This is a genomic window from Acinetobacter nematophilus (assembly GCF_026344175.1).
Taxonomy (GTDB): Bacteria; Pseudomonadota; Gammaproteobacteria; order Pseudomonadales; family Moraxellaceae; genus Acinetobacter; species Acinetobacter nematophilus.
Genome location: NZ_JAPKMY010000018.1, coordinates 1 through 25904, shown reverse-complemented (window position 1 = coordinate 25904; position 25904 = coordinate 1). Strand labels below are relative to the sequence as shown.

Here is a 25904-nt window from a genome sequence, read left to right as displayed (position 1 = left end):
AAAGAGGACAAACTCATAGAATCTTTTAGCTTATTTGAGGATGTTTATCAGGGAGTAATTTAAATTAAAACTTAAAATATCAAAATAATAATAAGATTTAGCCCTTAACTTATTATTTAACTTTTCAACAAATAATAAAAAAATGTATTTGAATTTAAGGACTTTAGTGTATGAAATTGTTTCTTGGAATAGAAAAAAAATGATTTTGATTTATAATAACTTCAACTAAAAATGAATAAATTATTAAAATGAATAGCTTAGTCAATAGTATTTATAAAGTATTGGATCAGTTCGGATTAACCGCTCAAAAAAGAGCCTTGCATATTCAGTTTAGCAATCCTGATCTGACCGCCCAAGTGTTTCTGCAACGCATCGATGGACAACATGCCATCAATCAAGGCGTGTCTGTGGAACTGATCTGTCTTGCAACATCTGCAAATATTCCACTCAAACAGTTTATCGGTTGCCAAGCTGCAATCGACCAAGTCACCGACCGAGGACAATTGTTCCGTACCACAGGCATCATCACCGAAGCCTCACAAGGGCAGAGTGATGGTGCATTGACGGTCTATAAGCTTAAACTTGAAGATGCGACATCACTGTGGCACAAACGCCGTAATAGCAGAGTGTTTATGAATAAATCAGTGATTCAGGTCATTGAAATATTGCATAAAGAATGGCAGCAAAGAAGTCCGCTGTTTGCTGCGAGTCTGAGTTTAGATAAAACTGGGCTGACCAAAGACTACGATGTTCGTCCCTTGATTATACAGATGAACGAAAGCGACCACGATCTACTCACTCGTTTGATGAGAAGTGAAAATTTAAGCTGGTTGATTGATGAAGCCGAACTCAATGTTGCCAACATTTCAGCACCGATCCAAGCCCAAAAACTACGTTTAATTGATGACAACAGCCAATATACTGCGCTAGAACGCAGAAACATCCGCTTCCACCGCAGCAGTGCAGTAGAACCCCTAGACACGATTACATCATTTACAGGTATACGTTCACTCCAACCGACTTCAGTACATATTCACCGTTGGCAAGCCGATATTCTTGAAACCGAAGAAGGTGCAGGCAATGTACAAAGCAAGCATCAGCACAGTGACCAGTACGACAATGCCAGTCTAGGCTTAGAACAAGTCTGGCACTTTAGCCCGGCATGGATTCCTGATCTGAATGGGGAAGATGGTGCAACCCCATCAGGCAACAGTCAGATCGAACGCTTTAACCAAAACCTCAGTAACTACTACGATGCCCAAGCCAAACAATTCACGGCAATATCGACAGTACGAGATGCACAGGTCGGCTACTGGTTTGAATTCAACGAACACCCAGAAATAGACCGGCACAGTGAGGCAGATCGCCAATTTCTAATCATTGAAAAGCGCTACTACAACCAAAACAACCTTCCCAAAGACTTAAACGAACAAATCAATCGTTTAGTTGAACAAAGCCATTGGCAGCTTACCAATATCACCACAAACAACAGTGAAGAACGCCAAGCCAATCAACTGATCTTACAACGCAGAAACATCAGCACAGCAGCAGAATACAACCCACTCAAACACCGTCCAGTGGCATATCCACAACGCGCCAAAGTGGTTGGTCCAAGTGGAGAAGAAATCCATGTGGATGAATGGGGACGCATCAAAGTACGCTTCCTGTTTACCCGCAATGAAGACCACACTCACGATGGTGGTGCAGGCTCGAATGACAATGATACCGACTCGGCTTGGGTTGATGTCTTGACACCCTGGGCAGGCGAAGGTTATGGGGCACGCTTCCTACCAAGAATTGGAGAGATTGTTGTTATTGACTTCTTTGATGGCGATATCGACAGACCGTTTGTGGTGGGTCGAATCCATGAAGCACAACGCAGCCCGAGCAAGTTTGATGACCAAGGCAAGCTGCCTGATACCAAGAAATTGGCAGGGATTAAAAGCAAGGAATATCAGGGTAGTGGCTATAACCAACTGCGTTTTGATGATACTACCAACCAGATCAGCAGTCAGTTGCACAGCAGTCATGGCGCAAGCCAACTCAATCTCGGCAATCTCAGCCATCCCAAAGAAACAGAGAGCAGTGACGGGCGAGGAGAAGGCTTTGAGCTGAGGACGGACCAATGGGGAGCTATACGCGCAGGGCAAGGCTTACTGGTCAGTACCCATGCACAAGATGGCGCATCAGGCAATCATCTGGATACAACCGCAGCCAAAAGCCAGCTAGAAAGTAACCTGAACAATGCCAAAGCATTAAGTGAAGTTGCCAAGAACCAACAGACGGATCCTTTAGAAGTCTTGGATGAATTAAAACAATTTCTGAATCAAATCGAAAAAGGTGAAAAAGATAAAGCCGATGCATTTAAACAAGCACTGATGATTTTGGCCTCGCCGAATTCAATTGGCTTGTCGAGCAATGAAGACATCCATCTTTCTGCGGACAAGCAAATCAGCCAAAGTGCAGGCGATAGTATCAATCTGAGTACACAAAAGAATTTCTTGGCGCATGCACAAAACAAAATCAGTTTGTTTGCAGCACAGGAAGGAGCAAGGCTTTATGCTGGAAAAGGTAAAGTAGAGATTCAAGCCCAAGGAGATGGTGCGGATTTGATTGCCCGTAAAGGTATTCAAATTATTTCGACTGAAGATGTGGTTGAAGTTAAAAGCTTAAAAGAAATTGTTCTTACATCTGGCACTTCACAATTAAAAATTAATGGCTCAGGTGTATTTGTGACGACTGGCGCTATGTTTGAGGTTAAGGCTGGGCAACACAGTTTTATTGGTGGAGCAAAAGTAGATTATTCATTGCCTACTTTCTATGAAAATATCTGTAAGCCATGCCTTTTAAATGCCGCAAAGTTTGGAATGGCATTTGTAGATAAATAAAATGAAAAGAGAAATTATTCTATTTAAACCGATACAGCGCTGCATCGAAGATTATCAACATGATTTGAAGATGTATTTAATCTTGGATGCAGCACAAGTTTCAGATCAAGCCTTGTCATTTATTCATGAGTTTCAAAATGACTCGAGAATAGAATTCTATTCGTTATTTTCAGGGACCACCGAGGGAAATGCACCTTTTGAAGTCGCACCTGTACTTATACTCATCCATGAATTAGAACTATTCAACGATCAGAGATTTAACTTTATTCATCAAACGTGGAAAGATGAACAGGCGCTCAGTATGGTATTGAGCTCTTTGGATCTGACTCAATTTGTTAAGAAAATGAAAAGTTATCTAACGGTTGAGTTTCCTGATGGAACCCAAAAGCTATTTAGATGGTTTGATCCAAGAATTATCAAGAAAATTCATAAAGTACTGCAAGATGAACAGGTTGATGAGTTTTTTCAAGGCATTGAGCGTTGGGTGATCGCAATTCGAAATTATCAGGATGTGTATACGAATCAATTAATGATATTGGAGCATGCTTGATGTTTGTATTGAGCCAAGAAAAATTATTTGAACTCGATGTTGAACAAAACAAAGAGTTTTTATACGACTTAGTTTATGAAATTATTAAGGAAAATCCAGTATTAAAGCTGAATGGTCAATTTGATCAGTTATTAGCACCTATCCAGACGCTAGTTGATCAATATCTTGAAAAAGGAATCAACCAAATCAACACGCTCAAATATATGGTGAAAAGCCATGTGTATTTGGGAATGGATTATCCGACTGATCCTCAATTTGCTTGGATAGAAAATGAAATGCAGCATCATGATATTGGAGAACAAGTCACTTATGTCGAGGCTTTCGATAAACTTTTGGAAGACTATAGGAAACGTGTTTTAGGGCAAGATTTCAACTTTTTTTTAACAGCAATAGCTCAATTAAAACAGAATCTTAGTCAAATAGATCATCGAGAAAAATTTTCAATTCTTTATCCAGAAAAAGCTGAGTTTTTAAGAGAAAAAGGTGTATTTGATTCTCTTCAAGATCATTATTCAAATGATCTTCAATCTTATAGCGCATATGTGCTAGGAAATGAGTTTGATCAAAATGTCTTTATAAAAAATATAATGCATTGGGAGGTGTAAGATGGGTGTGGGTGGTGCAAGTCCGACAGTAGGTACTTCATGTGCAACGTGTTTGAAAAAATTTTTAGTACATTTTCGTAGACCTCAAGACTATAGTGGTAACTATGGCTTTGATTGGTTGAGAGATGACTATATTTATGCGAATAAATTTATTGCGGAAGCAAGTAATGCGAAAAAACCTCTTTGTGTTGACGTACAAAAATTAAAAAATGAATATAAAACTGATGTTAAAAATCCAATCTCACCTTATGGACAAGAATACTTTCCTGCTTGGTTAAGTCTATTTTCTTATATTGAGGATTCTAATAGCCCACATATATCAAAGATGACAAAAGATGGAGTAAAATTAGATTTATTTATAGAAGAAATAGAACCTTTAAGTAATGATGGAACAGAATTGATTTTTGAATGTCAAAATAACTTTATTCAACTATCACCTAAACAAATCCCTTTAGTAAATGCACTTAAAAAGAAAGTAAAAGATTCAGATGGAAAAAAACAATACTATCATCTGGCTCGTAGTATTTTAATTAAATGTCAAGGTGGATGGTTAAATGACCATGAGGAAATTAAAGTATTTGCAAAGAAAGGAAGTGTGAAAGTTGAAGTAGGAAAATTAATGCTCTATAAGAATAGCATTGTGAAACATGCAGATATTATATTGATTCCAGTTGTTACTGAATATAGAGGTGGAAAACCAGTTCTACCTGATCGTGTAGATGCTTATGAATATCTGATAAAACGTATAGCATTTAATCAGGCATTGATTCGTGCAGAAATTAAAAGAGAGGCGGTGTTAGACTTAACAAAGTATCAGAATGATCCTTTAGTAAATTTTATTCAAGGAGCAACTAGCAAAACACAAGCTTCTAATTTCGCAAGAGTTTTACGAGAATTATATAATAAGTATGGTCCAATACAGGTTAATGGTGGAATTGATCAAAATGGAAATGGAATATCAAATAGTAAGAAAACATTCGTTTTCTTAACTACAAAGCAGACAGAAGCTGGAGGTGTTTGTACACTTGATGGTCATGTCTGGGGGGATATGGTTATTGTTTTTAAATCAAATTTGAATCATGCACATTCTTATCCACATGAACTTGGTCATTCATTTTCATTACCTCATACATTTCAAAAGGGAAGTATGGCAAAACACACTTTTTATCGTGGTTCGACTGAAAACTATATGGATTATATGACAGATAGTTTGGGAAATAACAACCCTTTTCATACTGATAAAAAGTCATTTACATTTTTTAAATGGCAGTGGGATATCATGCGCCAAGACAAAAGTATGAATTGATAAAATGATGGAGAATCGTTATGAATATTTATTTTAAGATAAGTTTTTTAATATGCTCTTTTTTTATTTCATCTTGTAGTTCTGGAAATAACTCAGAGAAGAAATTCATTAAAAGAGAAAAATCTGTTTATGTCTTTGAAAATAAGAATGATATAGAGTTAAGTTCTGAAATAAACTACTCAAGGTTTGCTCCAGTAAATCAACTTAAATTAAAAGAGATACCAATCAGTTTAGGTAAAATAATAAATAATATTGAAAAGAAAGGATATAAAAATAGTGATGAATTAATAAATGAAAAACATTTCGAAGTTATTGATTATGGCTTAACTATGAAGAAAATATACTTTTTTAATAATGGGGGGGATGTGCCAGATTTTTTTTCTGAAATTTATGCAACAAATTCTAAATTTAATCAACTCAAAAGTGTTAGATTGAATTTGAGTATGGGATATAATGGAAATAAATTTGAAGAAATAAACTTGGATACAGAAATTCCTGTATCTCTGATTTCGTCGTTGGATATTGCTGATGAAGATGAGTCGAGATATATATATCAAACAATTTTGAATAAGCATGTTTTAAATATAAGAAATAATATAAATGAATATTGTAAGTACTTGGTGACAACAAGAATAAATTTTAAAGATTATTGGTTGGAATTAAATACAGAACGTATAAAAAATAATACTTACTTTAATATTTATAAGAGTGAAGATAATCCTAAGAAGTGTGATTTCTAATAAATTTAGTAATTTAAAGAAAAAAAATTTCTACATTTAATGGAGGATATGAGTTTTGAAAGAGAATTTTTTTTTAACAGTTTTTTTTATTTTGTGTGTGTCTTGTTCTTCTGAAAATAAAGGCGATACTCAATTAGAGGCTCATAGTGTCAATAAAAAGAATATAAATGATACATGTTTTAATTCAGATTGTACTCCAGAGAAATTTAATTTACCTTACTATAAAATTCCATATGAGAAGTTAAAGGATCTTGAATTTTTAAATTATGAAAATTTTGGTACTGTCTTATTAAGCAAAGATGTCTTAAGTAGTGAAGTTTTGAAGAGATATAGTTTTAAAGATAAAGATAACTCGAATTATATAGATCTTGAAAATGAAGCTATGTTAACAATAAATCCAAATCCATCAACAGGCAAGGTTAAATCGATAGATTATGATTTTTTAATGTGTTCATCAATTCAATTAATAGATAAAGATAGAATAAAAAAAATTATAAACATTTTTAAAAATAATAAAGTTGATGAAGGTTTTTTAAAATTTGATATTAATAACATTAAGGATGGTTTTTCAACCAACACAATTTACAATGAAGATAAGATTATTTATGAAATTTCATGTGATATTAAGTCACAGAATGGTCAATTTCATATTTATAGAAAATAAATTTTAAGTGATTTAAAATAATGATTTTTAATAAGGGTAATTACAAGGTATATTTAGGGTTGGTTCTAGCTTTTGCTGTTGGCTGTGATGGGAAGGTAATAACGAATGATAGTAAAGAGATAGATTTGATAAATAAGTTCTGTCTAAATAAAGAACCTAATGTAAATCTAGATATAAATAAGTATTTACCTTCGGAAAGTTCAATGGAAAATCCTATAAAGAAGAATTTAGGAATAAGTGTAGTGAATTTTTTTGATAAAATTCAAAATGCAAAAGCATTGGATAATATGAATATATATGAAAATCAGGGGTATATTGATATTATTGATGAAAATTATGACTCAATAGGCAGGATTATAATAATTCCAGATGGAAAATATGTTAAATATATTAATTTGGAAGTTAGATCTGCTCCTGATATTTTTAAGAAAGAAATTTTAAAGAAAACGATAGTAGATGTAATAAATGTGTTGAATAATCATGGCGATTCAGAGATTGCCTACAATAAGATGTTAGAAGACTTGTTGGTAAATATGAAAAATGGTGTGTTTAATTTAAAAAATGGTATCTATTCAGGTTCTTTTAAAGATAATGAAATTGTATATGAGATTTCAACAATTAATAAAAAATTTATTGCTTCTAAAGTTGCTAGTGGTGAAATTAAGGATGTCAATTGTAAAACTAGAAAATACCATGATTATAGTGATATAGAGCTTTCGATTTTTTCAATATATAGAAAATAATTTATATATTTTATAGTTTTTAGGCAGTGTTTTTATGAAATTTTTAATTTTGATATTAACGATTTTTTTAATAAGCGCATTTGCTTTTTTATTTAAATCGAATAATAATGATTGTAAAGTAAGGAATAGTGAAAATTCAGATGCTGGGAGTAGTTACGATGTTCGAGTAGGTAGGAATATATCATTATTCGTTGAAAATAATAAAATTTATCTAAATTATAATCAAAATGAAATTATAAAAAGGTATTTTGAGTTAAATAGTCATTATTTAATATTGAAAGTTTTACATAGTCTTTCTCCTGAAGTGGGATTTGCAGATGGTACTGTTAATAATAGTGTGAAGAGGAATTTTGATTACATTTCCGACCTTTCAGCTAATAGTAATTTAAAGGGTAATCATATATTTTTTAGTAGCGATAACTATGTTTCTTATAATGAAAATATAGAAGAAAAAATTGTGTCTATGATTAAGGATCAGATTTATGTGGTAAGTGGTGAGAAAGTGGGTAGTGTTGATTTAAATAGTAAAGTTAATGCTTTTATAAGGAAATTACAATGTGGTGATTCAAATGTGACAGAAGTAGAAGAGTGGAATATAAATGATATACATATTATTTTAGAAGCCGAAGGAAAACAAATTAAAAATAGAAAATATAATAGTTTAAAGTTTTTTATTTATTTTACAAAGCAAACGGATAAAAAGTATGAAACATCAATATATTAGTTTTATGTATTTGGTAGTTAATCTTGTTTTAATTTATGTAGCATGTGATGAGGTGTAATATTGATCAAGATAATTCTAACTATCATACTAAGCTTTTCTCTATTACAAGGCTGTTCATCTAAAGAAGTATTAAGTTACCTCTGCAAAGTTGATGGTAAAAAAGCTAAAGAAGAGAAATATCAAAGTATAGAAAAGAATCTATCTAGAGATATTTATTTATTTGTTGTGAATAATGATTTGTATTTGGACTATAATTTTAAAAAAATATATAGCAAATATAAGGAAATGAATTCAAATTATTTGAAGTTAAAAGTTATAGATCGATTATCTGCTACTCAAGGTTTTGATAATGGAATAGTTCACAATGAAAATTTTGAAGATAATTATCATCAGATGTCTACATTAGAAGTACGAACTACAGGACAAGGTCCAAATACAAATTATTATGTTAGTGATAATTTCGTTCCATTTGATGAAAATATCCATAAAAATATCTATCAATCAATTTCTGATCAAATTTTTTTAATAAATTCAAAAGCTTTAGATAAAAGCAGTTTTGATAACTTCATAGAAAATTTTTTAACTAAAGGGCGATGTCAAGGTGGGGATCAGTACGGAAAGGTTATTACTGAAAAGAATTTTAATGGTGTACATATTATCTTGGAATCTGAACTTGAATGGTTTGTAGGGAAAGGTCAAGTCAATAGTTTTGCTTATACTGTATATTATACAAAAATGACAGATAAAATTTATGAAAAATCATTGTATTATTAAAATTAAAGCCATATTTTTAATACTTTTTTCTCTGGCATGCTATGGCTGTAAGAATAATATTGAAGATTCTAAAAAATATTATATTTTTAAGAGTACTACAGAACATCAAGTCGTTCCAGAAATAGATTTCAGTAAAAACTCACCTGTAAATCAACTTAAATTGGAAGAGATTCCTGTTAGTTTTTCTAAAATCGAAAATGCAATCTTAACTTCAGGATACATTGAATCAAATAAAGATGCTTCAATAGTTCATAAACGATATGAAATAGAACCAAACTCATATGGTATAAATAAGATTTTCTTTTATAGTCAAGGTGTTGAACTACCTGAAATTTCTTCTACAGTGTATTCAACTGGAGAAAACTTAAAGTATCAACGTAAGATCGTCATTTATTTGGGGAATGATTTTGATAAAGCTACTGGGAAATATAAGAAAATTAATTTGAATTCAGAAGTTCCTCAGAAGTGCGGCCTTTAAAAGTGAAAAAAGACATTAAATAAAATTTTAATAATTTTCAAATTCGATCATGCAGCGCTTAAAATCGTGGTTAGCCTAAGCATTATATGATCCAATTGATCATTCTGGTCAATTCCATATCTATCGTGAATAAGCTATATTAGCAACACCAAAATAGATAATTTATAACATGTCAAATTTACAACAACTTTTTGTTCAAACTCAAGAAAACTACGAATTGATCCCTGATTTTATTGATCAACTTTTAGCATCAGAAATTTATTGTCTAGCGACGCAGGACAAAGACAGGAACGTTGAATTCCGCATTTTGGAAACACCAGAGGGTGACCAAGCAATCCCATTCTTTATTGAACTTGAAACCATTCAAAATGATATTGGCGCAGATGTAGAATATATTGCTTTGAACACGCGCCAATTCTTTGAAATGACTAAAGGCGCAACCTTGGTATTGAACCCCACTTCAGCATTGTCAAAAGAATTTCAACCTGAAGAGATCAAAGCTATTTTAGAAATTGATCAAATAGACTCTAATAATTTAAGCATTTAATTTTTCGAGTACTTCATCAATTTTTTTCAAACGCTTAATTTCATCCCACAATACCTTGGCTTCGGGGTAATGCTTAGACATCATTCCAAGCCATTGTTTATAACGCCCAACCATATTCATTTCTTTTTTATAGCTGCCGTTCAAAAAACGAATCTGTAAATTGAGTAATTCTGACCATGTAATCAGCGGCTCATCTGTATTTTTACGGATGCATTGTGTTAGGTCGGGTGTCGTGACTGCGCCACGCCCGATCATTAAGTCTTCGCATCCTGATTCAAGTTGGCATTGCTTGGCATCAGCATTGGTCCAAATTTCACCATTGGCAATGACGTTGATTTTAATGGCTTCACGAATAGGTTGAAGTTGATCCCAAAAAGCTGGTGGCGTATACCCGTCCGCTTTGGTTCGAGCGTGTACTGTAAGCCATGAAGCACCTGCATCTTCTATGGCATGGGCATTTTCAAGGGTAAAGTTTCGATCCATGTAACCCAAACGCATTTTGGCAGATACAGAAATATGTTTGGGTACTGCATCACGTACAGCCTTAACCAACTCATGTACAACCTCAGGCTCATCGAGAAGTACTGCACCTCCTCGATGACGGTTGACTGTTTTGGCAGGGCAACCAAAATTCATATCGATGGCTGGAGCGCCTAGTTCAGCAGCGCGTACTGCATTGGCAGCCAGCATTTCAGGGTTATTTCCTAGAAACTGTACATGTACAGGCGTTCCAGCAGCAGTCTTCCCTTGATTTTTGAGTTCTGGGCAGTAGCTATGGTAAATATGATCAGGCAAGACAGAGTCTGTTACACGGATAAACTCAGTCACACACCAGTCGAAACTACCGACATGCGTTAAAACATCACGCATGATGGGGTCAGTTAAGCCTTCCATGGGAGCAAGAATGAGTTTCACAGTGGAGTTACCCGATCAGATAAAAACAGCGTTATACGCATTTTTGAAACAGATGTCTACTCATACAAATATAATCTGGCAGAGGTTATTGATTTGAAGATGGGGTGTTAATTTGGATAGATTGAAAAATTTATCTATAGAGTTTTAAGCTTGAAGCTTTGCATAGAAAGCTTAATTTTAAACTTAAGAACAATATTGCTTATCTAATTCATATAACAAAGATTTTTCTGCTTCTATATCACTATGTTTAGACTAGGAATATAAAATACGACCTACACTTGCCAGAGTTTCATTTATCAACGATGCAAAATCATTTCTAAAACGAATTTAGAACCAATAAAACCAATTGCCAGTAAGAAGAATCCAATCATGGTAAAGCGAATGGCTTTCTGACCCCGCCAACCAAACTTATAGTGACCGATCAACAGTGCGCCATATACAAACCAAGACACAATACTAAATACTGTCTTATGTGCTAGATGCTGTGCAAAGAAGTCATCAATGGTAAAGAAACCAAAACACAAGGCTACTGTGAGTAGGACAAAACCTGTGATTAGCATATCGAACAGTAAAGACTCCATGGCTTGATAAGCGGGAAGGAAATTCACCCAGATACGTTTTTTCTGTTTCTTCTTAAGTTCACGATTTTGAAACCAAATCAGTACAGCTTGTATGGTGGCCATGAGTAAAACTGCATAGGCGGATAACGACAAAATGATATGAATGTCTAATCCCAAAGAGTGCTGTTCGATGAACTGATCTGGTTTACTAAAGCCAAAACCTAAAATCAGTCCAAAAGCGGCAACGGGAATTCCAATCAAATTGAGTGAAAGTACAGGGCGGTAGGTACTGTACAACATACTTAAAAGTAACATTAAAGCGGAGGTAAACGACATCAAGTTAAAGACGTCATAATTAATCCCTAGTGGTGTAAGTATATCGTTATGCAGTACACTTGCATGCAATATCAGCCCTAAACCTGACACGATGCCAATAAACCAAGGGTTTGCAGGACGTTTAGACATTAAGTGCATAAACAAATACCAAAACGAAGAGGTATAGGCAATTAATGCTAAAATCGTATAAACCAAGGGTAGGCTAATCATGTCAAACCTTTTTCAGGATGATGAATATTCATGCTATATGATATAAATTCTATGTGAACTACAGTATCCTATAGCATCTTGAGCATAAATTTTCTATTTTAAGAAAGATTTTTTTGCTACTAGCTATTTTAAGCGGATTTTGCAATGTTTGATACCTTAACAGAACGACTCACGCAGAGTCTCAGAAATGTTACTGGCTCTGGGCAGCTAACCGAAGATAATATTAAAGATACCTTACGTGAAGTGCGTATGGCACTTCTTGAAGCCGATGTTGCTTTGCCTGTAACTCGTGAGTTTATTGCGAAAGTTAAGGAAGAAGCATTGGGACAAGAAGTGATGACCCAGCTTTCACCAGGTCAGGCTTTCGTTAAAATTGTTTATGATGAACTCACCAAAATGATGGGTGAGGCGAATGAAAGTCTAGATTTAGCTGCCAAGCCACCAGTTGTCATTCTTTTAGCCGGTTTGCAGGGTGCAGGTAAAACCACCACTGCTGCAAAACTTGGGCGTTTCTTAAAAGAACGCCAAAAGAAAAAAGTCGCCATGGTTTCTGCCGACGTTTATCGCCCTGCCGCAATTAAGCAGCTGCAAACCGTTGCGGGTGAAGTTGGTGTCGACTTTATCGAATCAGATGCCGCTGAAGATCCAATTAAAATTGTACAGCGCGCAATTGGACAGGCCAAAATTAACTTTAACGATGTTTTGATCGTCGATACCGCAGGTCGTTTGCATGTCGATGATGACATGATGGACGAGATCAAAGCATTACATGCAGCCGTCGGACCAACAGAAACCCTGTTTGTTGTCGATGCAATGACAGGTCAAGATGCTGCAAATACTGCAAAAGCCTTCAATGATGCATTGCCACTGACAGGGGTCATTCTGACTAAAACTGATGGTGATGCGCGTGGTGGCGCAGCGCTTTCAGTACGTGCAATTACAGGTAAGCCAATTAAATTCTTGGGTATGGGTGAAAAACTCGATGCCTTGGAGCCATTCCACCCAGAGCGTGTTGCACAACGTATCTTAGGTATGGGTGATGTGCTTTCTCTTGTCGAAGAAGTTGAACGTAAAATCGACAAAGAAAAAGCCGAAAAAATGGCGAAAAAGTTGCAAAAAGGCGGAAACTTCAATTTTGAAGATATGTTGATGCAATTTGAGCAAATGAACAAAATGGGCGGCATGATGGGCTTTTTGGATAAGTTGCCCGGCATGAGTAATTCAGGTATTCAAGATGCGATTGCACAGGCAAACCCTGAAAAACAAGTGAAAAAAATGGAAGCGATTATTCAGTCGATGACCATTAAGGAACGCCGAAATCCTGATTTGATGAATCCAAGCCGTAAAAAGCGTATTGCTGCGGGTTGCGGTATGGATGTTGTTGAAGTGAATAAACTCATCAAACAACATGCACAAATGGCGAAAATGATGAAGAAATTTGCCAATCCATCGGGTATGGCAAAAATGATGCGTTCTTTGAGTGGAATGCAAAAGCAATTTGGTGGCGGTGGTGGTATGGGACCGTTATTTGGAAATAATGACAAGAAGTAAGTCTCTCTTTCTTTTATAAAAAGCGCCTTAGGGCGCTTTTTTGTTAAATAAAAACAACATACTTCTCTTTATTATTTAGATATTCTGATTTAATTGCTTAGATAAAATTTAAATTGATGATAAGAAAAGGTCTATGAAAAGAGTCTTGATCGTACATGATTATCATGTTTCTTCAGAGGATCATTGGTATCCCTGGCTTAAATTACAAATACTTGCGACGGGAAATGAATGTGAAATTATTCAATTAGAGCAGGCAGATCATCCTTTATATGAAGTTTGGAAGCATAATTTGTTTCAACAGATTAAAACACTGAATGAAGATGTGATTATTGTTGCCCATGGTCTAGGCTGTGTTGCAAGCTTAGCTTTTCTTTCTAGTGAGCTATTCGGAAGAAAATTGGGTGCAGTGTTTTTAGTGGCCGGGTTTAATCAAAATGTATCGACATTGCCTGAGCTGAATTTATTTTTAAACACAGCTCGAATCGATGATGCCTTACTTCGATTGAACATTGTTCACCGTTTTATTTTTTTCTCCAACAATGATCCTTTTGTTCCTGCACCATTAAGTATTCAACTCGGGCATTTATTGAATACTCAAATGGTTGAAGTGAAAGGTGCAGGGCATTTTATGGCTACAGACGGATTTAATACACTCACCGTATTGTGGGAAAAGCTAGTTATTTTACTCAACACAGCATCTCGAACGTAGATTGTGGATTGAGATTGTTTGATCGGTTTTAAAATCATTGATCAGTAGTGAATTGTAAATATAATTCCTCAAGTATTTTTTGAGATTGTACCTCGTCATCAACAACTTGACCTTGTTGGTCCCAAACTTTGCTGTCAAGAATAAAGTAATCCTCAGTTGGACTTAATTTAAGTTCCGCTGCAGGTTTGCCATTTTCATACCATATTTTTTGAATGATGGTTTGGTCATCTATATATTCTTCTTGCAATCCGAGTTGCTCATTTGAATAATAATTTTCAGATTTTCCAATTGGTTGCAGGTCTTTATAGCTGGCTTTGAAATTGATCGTTCCATTCTCATAATAGCCCGTTACATCGCCATCAATATATTTTCCATCAAAACTGTTTAAGCCTAGAGGTTCTTTTATCCAAAATGGATCAGATTGTTTTTTGTGGCTGTTTTGATAGAAATCTTGGACTAAAAAGCGGCCATCTTTGTCTCTACCCAGTAGTTTTCTAAAATAACCGTTTTCTACTGGATGAAGTGAATAGCCTCGATCCAAGATTGATGAATCACATGCGCATTCTTCCTCACCAGCATCGGGTGCAAAATAGGCAATAATCGCTTCATGTGTTGCAACAGTTGGAGATGGGGTTACTGAGTTTGATGTGACAGGAAGTTGACTACAGCCAATCATGGTTGTACTCAGGAGGCAGCTACTCAACAAGAGCGGTATTATTTTCATGATGAATTCTCTTTTTGGGTTTTTTAATGATTTGGATGTATTGTGACCGAGCATAATTCATTCATCATAAAAATGTATGTAGATTTAATTTGTCTGTCGATCTATATAAAACTGTAGCCCTTTGAGTAATAAATCTGTTTCAATATGGGGATGGTACTTCTCAAGAAATTGAGCAAATAAATAAGCATCACCACCCGTTAATACAAGCTTCCGAGGCTGTTGTTCAAGTACTTTTTCAATCGTACTCAATAAACCCAAAAAAATCCCATGATGTACTGCATCTATAGTGTTACGACCTGGGCTTAATTCCGAAAATGCTGCATCGGGAATTTTAATTCCTTTGGTTTTTTGAATCAAAGAGTCTCGTTGCAGATAGAGATTAGGGAGAATATAACCGCCTAAGTGTTGAAAGCCTTGCGTTAAATCAATGGTTAATGCAGTACCGCAACTGATCACACATAAATCTTCTTCGGCTTTTGCAACCGCTAAAACCTGTAACCATCGGTCAATACCCAATTGTTCAATATGGTCATAGCCACAACGTAAGCCAGCATATTCTGCATGGACTTTGGCAAAAGTGACAGGAATGTCGAGTAGCTTTAAAATCTGAACAATACGTTCATTGTTTTTTTTATCTTGAACAGAAGAAATGCCGATACTGTCTAAACTTAAACTACGAAAATGTTGAATTAAACCAAGTAATAAATCCGCAGGGGACTGCAAATGCAATTCGGCTGCTTGCTCGATGATTTGATCATTTTCTGTGATCCAATATTTTAGACGGGTATTTCCGATATCTAACCAAAGTGCTTTCATTTACAACGACTCATATTAGGTGGCACACAAAGCGCAATCATTGCTGATTGCTTTTTGCATGCTGTACAGATTTGATCTTTAAAATAGTGTTCATCCAGATTCACGATTCAGCTAAACGTAAACGCCCCTGATACACACTGACTAAGCCCTGAGGAGTCAATAAATTGAGTGCGCCATCGTCCGAGATCCCTTTAAAAATCCCACTGATTGAATCATGCACTTGCTCAAAATGTACAGCACGATCCATAAATGCTGCATAATGATTGAATCGGGCAGCAAGATTATAACAACCATGATCAAACCATTGTCCGGCTTGCTGTATTGCTAGATACATTTCAGAAATGATCTGTATGCGATTCGGGAATTGTAGACCCAATTGCATCACTGAAGTTGCCTGTTGAGTAATCTCTTGCACGGAAACTGGAAATAGATTGATACCAATTCCAACAATTGCTTGATGTGGTGAAATAGGTTCAACCAAAATACCGCCCCATTTACCTTGATGGCTGTAAAGATCATTGGGCCATTTAACCTGTAGTTCATTCAAGCCTTTGAATGAAGGCATTTGTAAGATATTTAAAGCAATTTCTAAGGCTAAACGCCCATCTAAGGGTGTTCGAGTTTCAAGCAATGTGCTTAAATAAATATTACCGACTGGGGAAATCCATTCCCGTTGGTGCTGACCTCGCCCTTGAGTCTGAGTTTCACTACAGACCAAAACCGTCTTGACGCCACTGAGCGCAATTTCACGTACATCATCATTGGTTGATGTTGTTGTCTGTTTTAAAAGCAGCACTTCGGGAAGCTGATGTGCTTGTGTAAGCAGTTGTCTAAGATGACGAGTCTCTAAATCCATGTTGAATCTGAGAAGAGTGAAGGAACATTTATGGAGTTAATCATATATCTAGGTATTGGTGCAATCGCTGGATTCGCCGCTGGGTTATTTGGTGTTGGTGGTGGCTTAATTATTGTGCCAATTCTATATGTGGTATTTACCAAAATGGGCTACGATCCATCGGTCATCATGCATATGGCATTGGGAACGTCACTGGCGACAATTATTGTCACATCGATTAGCTCTGTCACTGCACATCATAAAAAAGGCGCAGTACTTTGGAATGTTTTTAAAAATCTCGCACCAGGGTTGGTACTGGGTTCATTTATTGGTGCTGGAATCGCAGATATTTTATCTGGACAGCATTTACAGCTGATTATCGGTGCGTTTGCAATGTGGGTGGCATTTAAAATGTTTAAAGGGGCGAATGTTCAGGTCGATGAATCTAGGCAATTGCCTTCTGCACCCAAACAAATGTTGGCGGGTGGTGGAATTGGGGTTGCTTCTGCAATATTTGGTATTGGTGGTGGAAGCCTGACCGTGCCTTATTTAAATAGAAATGGTGTAGTCATGCAGAAAGCTGTAGCGACTTCAGCAGCTTGTGGCTTACCGATTGCAATAGCGGGGGCTCTAGGTTTTATGTTCTTTGGTGCGCAAGAGCAGACTGAGATTAAAAATGCGATTGGTTATGTGCATATCTATGCGTTTATTGGTATTAGTGTGATGAGTTTTATTACAGCCAAATTAGGAGCAAAAGTTGCACATGCGCTTTCACCTGCAATGTTGAAAAAATGTTTTGCATGTTTACTCACACTGGTTGGTCTTTATTTTATTTATCAGGGGGTTATGAAGTAGTTTTCTGTGTTTTTTCCGATCAACAGCACTTCTCCATTCAGCAAAGTTGACTTAAAATGCATTAAAATTGTCGGACAATGTCATGGTTTATTTTGAATTAAATCAGGTAAAACTAAAATAATGACAATTGACATTGTCCAAGAATAATAAACCGAGATAGGAACGATATGCATTTGGAAGAAGTGGACAGCCTTTCAGAACAAATTGCCAAACATATTAGCGAACAAATCATTAGTGGCGAATTGGTTGAAGGCGAACGTATACAAGAACTACGTATTGCCAAAGAACTGGATGTCAGTCGTGGCTCGGTACGCGAAGCTCTTTTGCTTTTAGAAAGAACGCATCTTATTGAAATTTATCCGCGCCGTGGCGCAATCGTATCTGAAATGTCCGCACAACAGGTGCGTGCATTATTTGATACCAGCGCTTTATTGCTCGGTCAGGTTGTGCAGCGGATGAGTGAAACTTGGCGCAATCATGAAGCTGAAGCGATTCAACAAATGATGAATCATTTGGTTGAACAGGTAAAGCAGGGCAATACAGAAAAATTTTATGACGGTATTTTCCAATTTCTCTCCGCTCAGCAAGATATGGTGGGTAATCCATACTTGATGAAGTTTTATCGTGAGCTCTTGCCATCACTACGTAGAAGTTATTTTTTAACCTTAAATACTTCAAGACGTGAGCTTCAAGAAGCTTTAGAATTACTTAAGTTGGTGATTGATGCAATTTTAATCCGAAAATCACAACAAGCTACTTTATTTATGGAAGATTTTTGTCGACACTTGCGTAATCTCGTGTTGGAATCTCTGACACGGATGAAACAAATTGAACTCGCTTGGGCGCGGAGATCGCGTCGGTAGTAACTAGGACATTATGCGTTTAAGCAGCTTAAAACTTTCAGGCTTCAAATCGTTTGCCGATAGTACAACATTACAATTCAAAGATAACCGTACCGCGGTCGTAGGTCCAAATGGTTGTGGTAAATCCAATGTGATTGATGCCATTCGATGGGTCATGGGAGAATCCAGTGCACGCCAGTTACGTGGTGGCAGTATGCAGGATGTCATTTTTACTGGAACGGCAAAGCGAAAGCCTGTGGGTATGGCAAGTGTAGAATTACGCTTTGAGAATACCTATGGCAAGCTTGGCGGTGCGTATAATGCTTATACGGAGTTAGCCGTTCGTCGTCAGGTCAATCGTGACGGTAAATCTGAATATTTCCTCAATGGAACCAAATGTCGTCGTCGCGATATCACCGATATTTTCTTGGGTACAGGTTTGGGACCTCGTTCATATGCGATCATTGAACAAGGGATGATCAATCGGTTGGTTGATGCCAAACCAGAAGAAATGCGAATTTTTATTGAAGAAGCTGCAGGTGTTTCTCGTTATCAAGCGCGTCGTCGTGAGACATTGCAACATTTAGAACATACGACACAAAACCTAGACCGTCTTGAGGATATTGCCTCAGAACTCAAATCACAGTTAAAAACATTAAAACGCCAGTCTGAAACTGCGGTTCAATATAAGACTCTGGAAACCGAGATTCGTACCCTCAAGATTGAAATTCTGTCATTCCAGTGTGAACGTAGTGCTCGTCTGCAAGAACAATATACGGTGGAAATGAACGAACTGGGTGAACACTTTAAATTGGTTCGTTCCGATATGAGTACTTTGGAACATGATCTCACTTCAACCAACGAATTGTTTCAACGCTTAATCCAACAATCGACACCGTTGCAAAATGAATGGCAACAGGCAGAGAAAAAGTTGTCTGAGTTGAAAATGACTTTAGAGCAAAAGCAAAGTCTGTTTCAACAAAATTCAGAGGCTTTGGGAAGTTTTGAGCAACAAAAAGCGCAGACTAAAGAAAAAATCCAATTGATGGAGTTGCAATTAGAAACTTTGCATAGTCAGTTGGAGCAACAAGCTGAACAGTTAAAACAATCGGAGTCTGAAACTCAACAAGGGACACAAGCATTCAGTGAGTTAAAAGCACAGCAGTTGCAAGCACAACAACAATATGAACAGGTCAAAGTTCAAGTTGAGAAACAACAGCAGCAAAAAGCCCAGATGCAGGCACAGGTTGAGCAACTTGCCAAAAATGTCGCACGTATTGAGCAGCAAAAAGAAACCTTAAAAACTCAGGCAAGTCAGATCCAAAGCCAATTTCAGACTGAAGATTTAATACAACTCGAACAAGATAAATCTGTCGCGCACGCGAGTGTTTTGCAGTTAGAGCAAAAAATTGCTGAAACTAAAATGCAACTGCAACAATTGCAGGAACAAATCAGTCAACAAAAGACTCATATTTCCAGTTTGAAATCCGAGTTGCATGTTTTACAGTCGGAACAGAAAAATTTAAATCAACTTATCGCAAAGCGTGCGGTCAAGACGGATATCAATGCAGTACAATTGATGCAGGTTTTGCAGTTAAATACTCAGGGTAAAACGCATGCCAATTTGATTGAAAAATTCTTAGCCAAGTGGCTATCTGCAGAGGTTTTAGATCAAAATACAAATTATGCCGATAGTTCAGCACGTCAGCTTAAAGCCTTGCAGGGATTAGAAAAAATCCAGCTGGCGGGTTTGGTTTGTTTAGCCGACTGGATTGAGTCACCACAGTATTCATTGTGGAATCATGTGGCGATTGCTGAAAATAAGGCACAGGCATTGGCTGTCCAATCAAAGCTCAAGACGGGACAGAGTATATTAACCTTGGATGGCTATCATGTCGGTCAAGATTGGATGATTGGGCTGTTTTTCGATGAGTCGAGTCAAGCGGCACAAGGTGCATTGAGTCATCGGGTTCGTATCGAAGAAATTGAGCATCAACTTGCGGCTTTACAACCACAATTGATAGAAGCAGAAGCCGTATTACCTCAATTGAGCCAAAATTTTACTGAGTTGCAAAAGCATCTTCAAGCAGATCAAGACTCACTCAAGCATCAGCAAAAGTTAGTACAACAGTTGGATGTACAGATTGCCAAACAGCAAAGTGCCTCGCAAGCATTTGAATTGCATAAAGTCCAGTTGAATAATCAGTTGCAGCAACTCGACGAACAACTTGAAGAAGATGCGATGCAAAAAGATGATCTTGAGATCGATATGCATTCTGTCATTCTCAAACTTGAGCAAAATCTTCCAGAATTTAAGACATTGCAATACAAACTGGATGAGTTAAATGAGCAAGTAGAAGAACATCAGCAGCAACTACAACATAAACAACAGGACTTTGAAACAACTCGTCGTTTAGCAGAGCAAAATAAACAACAAATTGAATTATTGGACAAAGATCTGTCTTTTTCTAAAACTCAATATCAGCAAATCATGGCTCAGATGGATCAAGCCAAAAAGTTTGTTGATCCAATTCAACTGGAATTGCCAAGTTTAGAGTCTCAGTATGCTGAACAAGCACAACAAACTGAAAAATTGCAGAAGACCTGGACTGAGTGGCAAGTTGAGTTAAACAACATTCAGTCAAAACAGCAGCAGCTCACTGAAATGCGTCATTTGCATCAGCAGAACGATGAGCAATTGCGTAACAAGCTGGAAGAACGTCGTTTGGCTTGGCAATCTGCTAAATCGGATTTACAGCACTATTCTGATCAGCTTAAACAAATGAATGCTGAAATTAAGCAAGGCGTGTTAATTGACTTGCCAACACACCAAGAGAAATTTGAAAAAGCACAGCGTCAGTTTGAAAAATTAGGAGCAGTCAACCTTGCAGCTTCTGAAGAATATGAGGAAGTGTCGAAGCGTTTTGAAGATCTAACCCATCAGATGCAAGACTTGGAAAATACAGTTGGGCAATTAAAAGATGCCATGAAAACAATTGACCAAGAAACCAAAAAACTGTTTATGGGAACCTTTGATCAAGTCAACTCAGAGCTGAAAGTGTTATTCCCTAAAGTCTTTAATGGGGGGGAGGCGAGTTTAAGCCTTGAAGATGACTGGCAGTCTGGCGTAAAGTTAATGGCGCGTCCACCGGGCAAGAAAAATAGCTCTTTAGCATTGTTATCCGGTGGTGAAAAAGCTTTAACTGCACTGGCATTGGTGTTTGCGATTTTCCGTTTGAATCCTGCGCCATTCTGTGTTTTGGATGAAGTTGATGCACCTTTAGACGATGCCAATGTTGGACGCTTTTGTAATTTGGTAAAAGAGCTTTCTGATCAAGTGCAATTCATTTACATTACACATAATAAAGTTGCAATGACGATGGCAACCGATTTGTTGGGGGTGACGATGCCTGAACCAGGCACTTCAAAACTCGTCACTGTGAATTTGGAAGAGGCAAGAGAGTACGGTTTAGCCGCGGAGTCGTAGTATGGAAATCACCACAATTATTGGAATTGTTGCTGCCGTAATCATCATTTTGGTCGGTTTGAGAATGCTGCTACGAAAACCAAATGATGCAGCACCTTCTCTTGAATCAGAGTTACACATCAATGCTGACTGTCAGCAACCTGTAATTCCTCGTCATGTGCGTGATCAATTGCAGATTGCACGTGCTACCCCAGAGCAACAACGTGTTGAACCGAATTTAAATGCATTGGATTTCGTTGAAATTGCTGAAGAAAAAACACAAAAGCTTGATAATGCCTTGCAAGATACAAATCCAGCGCAGTCAACTGAAGTAGGCTCAATTAAAGATATTGACCAAAATGATCCAGCAAAAGCTGAATTGCACCATAAAACTGATCATGCTGAATCTGAAGCATTGGATACGACGGATTTATCTGAAAAGACTGACGAGAATTCGTCTGAAAATACCATTGAATCAGACAAAGGCGTTGCAGAGAAAGAAAAAGAGCCGGTATTTCAGCTCAATGCCAATGTAGAAACTGCTGAAATCAAAGAGTTTGATGAAGAAAGCAATATTTTAGATGTACATCTCAATGAACAGCAAAAATACGATGATGAAAGTGTGCTTTCAAAAGCGGAAACAATTATTGCGTTAAATGTTTATCCCAACCCACGTAAAGCATTGTCAGGTGATAAGACACTGAAAATGCTGTTAAAGTATGGTTTACGTTTTGGTGAACTTTCCTGTTTTCATCGTTATGAAAACCCAGAGGAAGAGAGCCATTTACTGTTTTCTGTATTGCGGGTGACAGACAATGGACCTGATGGATTTGATCTTGAAACGTTGTCCACTGAGCAAGTACAAGGATTAGCATTCTTTTTGGCATTGCCCCATTCAGATGTGCAAAAAGGTTTTGATACCATGGTTAGTATTGCTGGGTTAATCGCCCGTGAAATTGATGGTACGGTCTATGACGAAAATAATCTTGAGTTTACGCCACAGTTGAAAGAGCACTGGCGTCATAAGGCGATTGATTATCGCTCAAGCCATGACGCTTAGCATCAGCTTATATTTACTTTATAATTGGTATTCAAAATTTTAGGCGGAGTTATCCGCCTTTTTAGATGGTGAAATAATTTATGGAAAATAATCCTGTCGTGACGCAAATGCGTCAATTGATTCAGCTCATAGCCAAACATAATCATGCTTATTATGTGATGGATCAACCAACTATCGAAGACAGTGAATATGATCAGCTATTTCATCAACTCAAAGCATTAGAACAGCAATATCCAGATTTAATTCAGGCAGATAGTCCTGTGAATAAAGTCGGTGGCAAACCGCTGTCTAAATTTGAAACCATTACGCATACTGTACCCATGTTGTCATTGGGCAATGTGTTTAATCAGGAAGAACTGTTTGCTTTTGCTCGCCGTATTGAAGAGCGACTTCCAAACCAGAAAATTCAGTACGATGTTGAGTTGAAATTCGATGGATTGGCTATTTCGCTCTGGTATGAAAACGGGGTATTGACCCGAGGTGTAACCCGCGGAGATGGTGAAACAGGTGAAGTGATTACTCAAAATGTTAAAACGATTCGCAACTTACCCAAAGTACTGTCTTCAGACAAGGTTGCAGTGCCTCGTTTGCTAGAAGTGCGTGGCGAAGTACTCATGCCTAAAGCAGGTTTTGAGCGATTGAATGCTGAAAATGAAGCCAAAGGTGAAAAAACATTTGCCAACCCGCGTAATGCTGCAGCAGGGAGTTTGCGTCAGCTTGATCCAAGTATTGCTGCGTCACGCCCATTAGCATTCTATGCGTATGGCATTGCACAGTGCGAACCCAATCATGGGCTAAGCTCCATGTCAGCAAGTCTTGAATGGTTGACCAACTTTGGCTTTGCCGTGGGTGAGCGTCATTTTATTTGTGACAGTATTCAGGAAGTACAGGAAAAATATCAGCAAATCAATCAAGAGCGCCCCAATCTAGCCGTTGAAATTGATGGTATGGTGATTAAGGTGGATGACTTGCAACAACAACAGAAGCTCGGTTTTTTAAGTCGTGAACCACGTTGGGCAACAGCCTATAAATTTCCTGCAATTGCTGCGCTGACGACAGTTGAAAATATTGATTGGCAAGTGGGACGAACAGGTACATTGACCCCTGTGGCCCGTTTAAACCCTGTGGCTGTGGGCGGGGTGACCGTTTCAAATGTAACTTTGCATAATATTGGCGAAATCCATCGTTTGGATGTCCGGATTGGCGATACGGTAAGTGTCTATCGCAGTGGCGATGTGATTCCAAAAGTTGAGAAAGTATGGTTGGAGTTTCGCCCAGACAATGTGGTTGAAGTACATTTACCAGAAAATTGTCCTGTATGTTCCTCGCCAGTGGTGATGCCAGAAGGTGAGGCTTTGGCGCGTTGTTCGGGTGGTCTATATTGTTCTGCGCAACGTATTGAAGCTATTCGGCACTTTGTGTCACGTAAAGCAATGGACATTGAAGGTCTAGGCGATCGCTGGGTTGAATCATTGCTCTATCTTGATTTATTAAAAGATGTAGCGGATATCTATCACTTACATGAGCACCGTGAACAACTATTGACCATTGAAAAAATGGGTGAGAAGTCTGTTCAGAATTTACTGGATGCTATTGAAAATAGTAAGAAAACGACCCTGGCTGCATTCATCTATGCGCTTGGAATCCGTGGAGTGGGTGAAACGACGGCCCGTATGCTTGCCAATACATTCCAAACTTTTGATGCAATTCGCCATGCTGATCTAGAAGCCTTGAAAAAGACACCTGATGTGGGGGGGATTACGGCTGAATGGATTGTGGATTTCTTCCAAGCCCCACATAATTTAGAAGTCATTGATCGTTTACTGGCGGCTGGAATTCACTGGGATGCACCAATCGCTCCAACACGTCAGCCTTTAAATGGTGAGAGTTGGGTCATCACAGGAACCTTGGCAACCATGGGGCGCGATGATGCGACTCAGATGCTGCAAGCCTTAGGTGCACGCGTGAGTGGCAGTGTCTCAAGTAAAACCAAATGTGTTGTTGCAGGAGAAAAGGCAGGTTCTAAACTGGAAAAAGCAGAAAAATTGGGCATACCAGTATTGGATGAACAAGCCTTTTTGGCGCTGATGGCTGATTATGGTCAAGCTTAAATAGGCTTGAATAAATTACTAAGCTATTGTAAAGATACACTCTAAGTGTCTTTACAATAGCATTTTAGCCATGAAAATAACTAAACAATGTGTTGTTTGCTTCTTAGTGTTATTGTCGACAACCTCAATTTTTGCCGGCACTGATTGTGGGAAGCCGAGTGTTTTAAGCCAGTTGGATGAGCATATAAATCAATCCATAACAGATCATTTATCTCGTTATTCTCAGCTGCGGCTCAAATATTTTGATGAATTCATGACCACATACTTTGAACAGAATCAACAATGGGTGAATGAGTTGATTGGATCAAAACAATATACACAAGCTCAACTCTACTCAAAGATGATACAAAAAAACCAAAACATCTACTCAGATTTGAATACTCAGTTTGTCAAAATTGCCCAACAACATGTGACTGAAACAGAATTAGATGATGTTTATCACTATAATGCCAATTATGAAAATTTACTGGAACCTTATTTAGCCACGCAATTAGAAGAACAACAAAAGCAGCTTTTGATGATTTATAATGGTCAGAAAGATCAAGCTGTCAATGAATTCTTTAAGTATGATATTCAAGAGAACAAATTATTAAAACAGCAGATCCAACAAAACTTTCATTTTAAATTTACAGAAATCAAAACAATAGATCTGGAAAATGATCGGGACAAAAGTATTTCCTATTGTCAGATGAAGCTGATGTTAAACCCACAAAAAAATGTGATTTTACGATATACGATCGGTCAATTTGTCAATGAGACAGAAGTGCGGTTAATGTCAGCTCAATTTAAACTGAATAAGCAGAATGTCGAATATGAAGATATTGGGCATTACCTGATCTTGCAATAATCAGTTCACAATGCTTGCGCAAGTAACCTGTGGATGATGTTTAAACCT

General features: G+C 37.2%; 24 protein-coding genes. 19 read left to right on the top strand and 5 right to left on the bottom strand.

Annotation, left to right across the window (positions count from 1 at the left end; genetic code table 11):
- Positions 1-248 precede the first annotated feature (248 nt).
- The 11 genes from OSH00_RS19855 to OSH00_RS19805 all read left to right on the top strand — a co-directional run bounded on the left by OSH00_RS19855 (position 249) and on the right by OSH00_RS19805 (position 10019).
- The gene (locus OSH00_RS19855) at positions 249-2888 is read left to right on the top strand and encodes a type VI secretion system Vgr family protein (RefSeq protein ID WP_266131856.1); all 2640 of its coding nucleotides are present in this window, start codon (positions 249-251) and stop codon (positions 2886-2888) included.
- A 1-nt stretch (position 2889) separates the two neighbouring features.
- A complete protein-coding gene (locus tag OSH00_RS19850; RefSeq protein WP_266131855.1) occupies positions 2890-3438 on the top strand; it encodes a DUF4123 domain-containing protein in 549 nt (182 codons plus the stop codon).
- Entirely contained in the window at positions 3438-4043 is a 606-nt protein-coding gene (locus OSH00_RS19845; protein ID WP_266131854.1) for a hypothetical protein, read from the top strand. Before OSH00_RS19850 ends, OSH00_RS19845 begins: the two co-directional genes overlap by 1 nt.
- A 1-nt stretch (position 4044) precedes the next feature.
- Positions 4045-5349 carry a hypothetical protein gene (locus OSH00_RS19840; RefSeq protein ID WP_174763297.1) on the top strand — a complete coding sequence of 435 codons (1305 nt, stop codon included), beginning with the start codon at positions 4045-4047 and terminating at the stop codon, positions 5347-5349.
- Between the two features lie 20 nt (positions 5350-5369).
- Positions 5370-6089 (top strand): hypothetical protein, encoded by a 720-nt coding sequence (locus OSH00_RS19835; protein ID WP_005031201.1) that lies wholly within the window; start codon positions 5370-5372, stop codon positions 6087-6089.
- Between the two features lie 55 nt (positions 6090-6144).
- A complete protein-coding gene (locus OSH00_RS19830; protein ID WP_266131853.1) occupies positions 6145-6753 on the top strand; it encodes a transporter in 609 nt (202 codons plus the stop codon).
- Positions 6754-6773: 20 nt separating this feature from the next.
- Entirely contained in the window at positions 6774-7496 is a 723-nt protein-coding gene (locus tag OSH00_RS19825; protein WP_266131852.1) for a hypothetical protein, read from the top strand.
- A 34-nt stretch (positions 7497-7530) separates the two neighbouring features.
- A complete protein-coding gene (locus OSH00_RS19820) occupies positions 7531-8220 on the top strand; it encodes a hypothetical protein (protein ID WP_266131851.1) in 690 nt (229 codons plus the stop codon).
- A gap of 60 nt (positions 8221-8280) precedes the next feature.
- Complete coding sequence (locus OSH00_RS19815) at positions 8281-8994, top strand: hypothetical protein (RefSeq protein ID WP_266131850.1); 714 nt, start codon at positions 8281-8283, stop codon at positions 8992-8994.
- Complete coding sequence (locus OSH00_RS19810) at positions 8972-9472, top strand: hypothetical protein (protein ID WP_266131849.1); 501 nt, start codon at positions 8972-8974, stop codon at positions 9470-9472. The genes OSH00_RS19815 and OSH00_RS19810 overlap by 23 nt, the downstream gene beginning before the upstream one ends.
- Before the next feature lie 169 nt (positions 9473-9641).
- Positions 9642-10019: an SseB family protein gene (locus tag OSH00_RS19805; RefSeq protein WP_266131848.1), complete on the top strand. Its 378-nt coding sequence runs from the start codon at positions 9642-9644 to the stop codon at positions 10017-10019.
- Here OSH00_RS19805 and OSH00_RS19800 read toward each other — a convergent pair.
- Positions 10008-10934 carry a tRNA dihydrouridine synthase gene (locus tag OSH00_RS19800; protein ID WP_266131847.1) on the bottom strand — a complete coding sequence of 309 codons (927 nt, stop codon included), beginning with the start codon at positions 10932-10934 and terminating at the stop codon, positions 10008-10010. The two genes, OSH00_RS19805 and OSH00_RS19800, sit on opposite strands and share 12 nt — an antisense overlap.
- Positions 10935-11230: 296 nt before the next feature.
- Positions 11231-12040 carry a cytochrome C assembly family protein gene (locus OSH00_RS19795; RefSeq protein WP_004830303.1) on the bottom strand — a complete coding sequence of 270 codons (810 nt, stop codon included), beginning with the start codon at positions 12038-12040 and terminating at the stop codon, positions 11231-11233.
- 144 nt (positions 12041-12184) lie between these two features.
- On the opposite strand from OSH00_RS19795, the gene ffh reads away from it, so the two are divergent.
- Together ffh and OSH00_RS19785 are read left to right on the top strand one after the other, a co-directional pair.
- A complete protein-coding gene (gene ffh, locus OSH00_RS19790; RefSeq protein WP_196077699.1) occupies positions 12185-13591 on the top strand; it encodes a signal recognition particle protein in 1407 nt (468 codons plus the stop codon).
- Between the two features lie 133 nt (positions 13592-13724).
- Positions 13725-14300: an RBBP9/YdeN family alpha/beta hydrolase gene (locus tag OSH00_RS19785; protein ID WP_266131846.1), complete on the top strand. Its 576-nt coding sequence runs from the start codon at positions 13725-13727 to the stop codon at positions 14298-14300.
- A 34-nt stretch (positions 14301-14334) separates the two neighbouring features.
- Here OSH00_RS19785 and OSH00_RS19780 read toward each other — a convergent pair whose 3' ends face one another.
- From OSH00_RS19780 to OSH00_RS19770, 3 genes are all read right to left on the bottom strand, one after another.
- On the bottom strand, positions 14335-15024 hold the full coding sequence (locus OSH00_RS19780; protein WP_266131845.1) for a toxin-antitoxin system YwqK family antitoxin: 690 nt from the start codon (positions 15022-15024) through the stop codon (positions 14335-14337).
- A gap of 84 nt (positions 15025-15108) precedes the next feature.
- Positions 15109-15840, bottom strand: coding sequence for a type III pantothenate kinase (locus tag OSH00_RS19775; RefSeq protein ID WP_196077697.1), 732 nt, complete (start codon positions 15838-15840; stop codon positions 15109-15111).
- 100 nt (positions 15841-15940) lie between these two features.
- On the bottom strand, positions 15941-16696 hold the full coding sequence (locus OSH00_RS19770) for a biotin--[acetyl-CoA-carboxylase] ligase (RefSeq protein ID WP_266131844.1): 756 nt from the start codon (positions 16694-16696) through the stop codon (positions 15941-15943).
- A gap of 30 nt (positions 16697-16726) precedes the next feature.
- Here OSH00_RS19770 and OSH00_RS19765 point away from each other — a divergent pair, with 30 nt between their 5' ends.
- The 6 genes from OSH00_RS19765 to OSH00_RS19740 all read left to right on the top strand — a co-directional run bounded on the left by OSH00_RS19765 (position 16727) and on the right by OSH00_RS19740 (position 25856).
- Positions 16727-17530 (top strand): sulfite exporter TauE/SafE family protein, encoded by an 804-nt coding sequence (locus OSH00_RS19765; protein WP_266131843.1) that lies wholly within the window; start codon positions 16727-16729, stop codon positions 17528-17530.
- A gap of 167 nt (positions 17531-17697) precedes the next feature.
- On the top strand, positions 17698-18393 hold the full coding sequence (locus OSH00_RS19760; RefSeq protein ID WP_196077694.1) for a GntR family transcriptional regulator: 696 nt from the start codon (positions 17698-17700) through the stop codon (positions 18391-18393).
- 13 nt (positions 18394-18406) lie between these two features.
- Positions 18407-21859 (top strand): chromosome segregation protein SMC, encoded by a 3453-nt coding sequence (smc, locus tag OSH00_RS19755; RefSeq protein ID WP_266131842.1) that lies wholly within the window; start codon positions 18407-18409, stop codon positions 21857-21859.
- A 1-nt stretch (position 21860) separates the two neighbouring features.
- Positions 21861-22898 (top strand): cell division protein ZipA C-terminal FtsZ-binding domain-containing protein, encoded by a 1038-nt coding sequence (locus OSH00_RS19750; RefSeq protein ID WP_266131841.1) that lies wholly within the window; start codon positions 21861-21863, stop codon positions 22896-22898.
- Positions 22899-22978: 80 nt separating this feature from the next.
- Positions 22979-25009 carry an NAD-dependent DNA ligase LigA gene (ligA, locus tag OSH00_RS19745; RefSeq protein ID WP_266131840.1) on the top strand — a complete coding sequence of 677 codons (2031 nt, stop codon included), beginning with the start codon at positions 22979-22981 and terminating at the stop codon, positions 25007-25009.
- Between the two features lie 253 nt (positions 25010-25262).
- On the top strand, positions 25263-25856 hold the full coding sequence (locus OSH00_RS19740) for a hypothetical protein (protein ID WP_266131839.1): 594 nt from the start codon (positions 25263-25265) through the stop codon (positions 25854-25856).
- The last annotated feature ends 48 nt before the right edge of the window (positions 25857-25904 follow it).